Annotated in this window: 3 protein-coding genes; all 3 read left to right on the top strand. The window is 67.3% G+C overall.

All coding sequences use genetic code 11. The features are described 5' to 3' along the window. Positions 1-152 precede the first annotated feature (152 nt). The 3 genes from HY049_09160 to HY049_09150 are packed head-to-tail and all read left to right on the top strand — an operon-like array spanning position 153 to position 2820. The gene (locus HY049_09160; GenBank protein MBI3449069.1) at positions 153-851 is read left to right on the top strand and encodes an ABC transporter ATP-binding protein; all 699 of its coding nucleotides are present in this window, start codon (positions 153-155) and stop codon (positions 849-851) included. Further along, positions 848-2080 carry an ABC transporter permease gene (locus tag HY049_09155; protein ID MBI3449068.1) on the top strand — a complete coding sequence of 411 codons (1233 nt, stop codon included), beginning with the start codon at positions 848-850 and terminating at the stop codon, positions 2078-2080. Before HY049_09160 ends, HY049_09155 begins: the two co-directional genes overlap by 4 nt. Next, a complete protein-coding gene (locus tag HY049_09150; protein MBI3449067.1) occupies positions 2077-2820 on the top strand; it encodes an ABC transporter permease in 744 nt (247 codons plus the stop codon). The genes HY049_09155 and HY049_09150 overlap by 4 nt, the downstream gene beginning before the upstream one ends. Positions 2821-2828 lie beyond the last annotated feature (8 nt).

Genomic DNA, 2828 nt, shown 5'->3' with positions numbered 1-2828 from the left:
TGGCAGCGCTTCTTCGAGGAGCGCGAGGTGAAGGTCGGCCTCGTGAGCCTGGAGAAGGCCCAGATCCTCGAGGGGCTCAAGACCGGCGTCGAGATCGCGCTCGAAGACCCGACCCGCCCCCGGCAGATCGACGAGAACTAGCCATGGAATCGATGATCCGCTTCACCGACGTCCACAAGGTCTACGACGCCGGCGAGAATTCGGTCCACGCGCTCCGGGGCCTCGACTTCGAGATCGGCTCGGGCGAGTACATCGCGATCATGGGCCCCTCGGGCTCCGGGAAGTCGACCCTGATGCACATCCTCGGCTGCCTCGACGTACCGACGCAGGGGGAGTACTACCTCGCCGGCACGCCGGTGTCGCAGATGGGGTCGCGCGAGCTGGCGAAGATCAGGAACCAGCGCGTCGGCTTCGTCTTCCAGACCTTCAACCTCCTCCCGCGCGCCTCAATCGTCCGCAACGTCGAGCTGCCGATGCTCTACGCCGGCCTCGGTCGCGGAGAGAGGCGGGATCGCGCCCTCGGGGCGCTCGCGCGGGTCGGCCTGGCCGACCGGGCGAAGCACCTCCCCTCCCAGCTCTCGGGCGGGCAGCGGCAGCGCGTCGCCATCGCGCGCGCCCTCGTCAACGCGCCGTCGATCGTCCTCGCCGACGAGCCGACGGGAAATCTCGATCGCAGGACGGGCCAGGAGATCCTCGGCATCTTCGACGAGCTCCGGTCGCAGGGGCACACCGTCATCGTGGTCACGCACGACGTCGAGGTGGCGGCGCGGGCGCAGAGGATCATCCGGATCGTCGACGGCCTCATCGAGTCGGCCGTCCCGCAGGCGGAGCTCGCGGGGGCGACGGCGTGACGATCCACGAGTCGGTCATCGACGGCTTCGTGGATCTGAAATCCCACAAGGCCCGCACCATCCTCCAGACGCTCGGCGTGATCCTCGGCGTCGCCTCGCTGGTCGCGGTGCAGGGGCTGGTCGACGCCGGGCGCCGCAAGGCGCTCGAGTTCTTCTCCGAGTTCGGAGGCCTGACCAAGATGCTGGTCGTCAACAAACCCCCGAAGGAGACCGTCCAGACGGCCCGGCAGCTCGCGAGCGACGGCCTCACGTGGGACGACGCCCTCGCCATCCGGCGCGAGGTGACGACGGCGACCCAGGTCGACCCCATCGCCAGCGCCGGGCTGGTCGTCCGCTACGGCGATTACCAGAAAAAGCAGGACGTGACCGGCGCCACCCCCGACTACCAGGGGGTCTACAAGTTCTTTCCCGCGCGCGGCCGCTTCTTCATCGCGGACGACATGGCGTCGAAGTCGCGCGTCTGCGTGCTCGGAGACACGGCGGCGAGGCGCTACTTCGGCAACATCGATCCGCTCGGCAAGACCCTCTACATCGGCGACGTCGGCTTCCAGGTCGTCGGCGTGATGAAGCGCAAGGAGTTCTACTTCAACGACGGGGACAACAACGCGCTCGAGTGGATGAACCGCCAGACCTTCATCCCCCTTCCCGCCCTCTACACGCGCTTCACCGGGGACGACAGGAAGCGCGTCCAGTACATCAACGTGATGGTCGACAAGGTCGAGAACAACCAGAAGACCGCGGACGCCGTCAAGGCGCTGCTCTTCCGCCGCCACGGCGGCGTTCCGGACTTCGACGTCTTCAACCGCAACGAGCGCATGAAGCAGGCCCAGGAGCAGGGGAAGATCTTCGACATCACCTTCCTCGTCACCGGCATCATCTCGCTGCTCGTCGGCGGCATCGTCATCATGAACATCATGCTCGCGTCGTTCCAGGAGCGGATCCGCGAGGTGGGCGTGAGGAAGGCCCTCGGCGCCAGGGGAACGGACATCGCCGCGCAGTTCCTCGTCGAGTCGGTCCTCGTCACCGGCGTGGGCGGCGCCCTCGGCCTTCTGGGAGGCGTCGCGCTCGCGCGCGGCATCACGCTGCTCCTCGACCGGCCCGCCGTCATCACTCCCATGATGGCCGTCATCGGCGTCGTGGCGTCCGTCACGGTCGGACTCTTCTTCGGGCTCTACCCCGCGGTGAAGGCCGCGCGGCTGAACCCCGTCGAAGCCCTGAGGTACGAATGAACCCGGGAGAGATCCTCCGCACCAGCCTGAGCGAGATCCGCTACCACAAGCTCCGCTCGTCGCTCACCCTGCTCGGCATCATCCTCGGCACGCTCTCCATCACCGTGATGACCTCGTTCCTCGACGGCGTCGTCGGCGCCGTCTGGTCGGGCTTCACCGACCTCGGGTTCGACGGGGTCATGTTCGTGCAGGATCGCGACGCGAGAGACCTGAGGGAGACGGCGATCTTCGGCCGCTCGCGCGGCCTGCAGCCCGAGGACGCCGACGTCATCCTGGCCCGCCGCGACAACGTCGCCGCCGTGGCCCCCGTCTCCTACGACCAGATGATCGCGCGGCGGGGAGAGACCGAGCGGAAGGTCCGCATCATGGGCGTGACGGAAGGCTACAACGTCGTGCGCGGCCGCTCGCTCGATTCGGGGCGCTTCTTCAACGACCTCGACCAGAACTCCTACGGGCGTGTCTGCGTGCTCGGTTACAACCTCAAGAAGCGCCTCTTTGGCTCGGAAGATCCCCTCGGGAAGACCATCTCCCTCGACTCGCGCCCCTTCCGCGTCGTGGGCGTGGCGCAGCATCTCGGGAATCCCCTCTTCAACGACGACGAGATGCAGGAAGAGATGGAGGGGCTGTACGTGCCGCTCGCGACCCTCCGGAAGTTCTACCAGGGGGACGAAGCGCCGATCACATTCATGGCGGTGAAGGCCGCGCGGCTGAACCCCGTCGAAGCCCTGAGGTACGAATGAACCCGGGA

The organism is Acidobacteriota bacterium (genome assembly GCA_016195325.1).
Lineage (GTDB): Bacteria > Acidobacteriota > Polarisedimenticolia > JACPZX01 > JACPZX01 > JACPZX01.
Note: the sequence above shows the minus strand (reverse complement) of the source record. Positions and strands in the feature narration are given on the sequence as shown.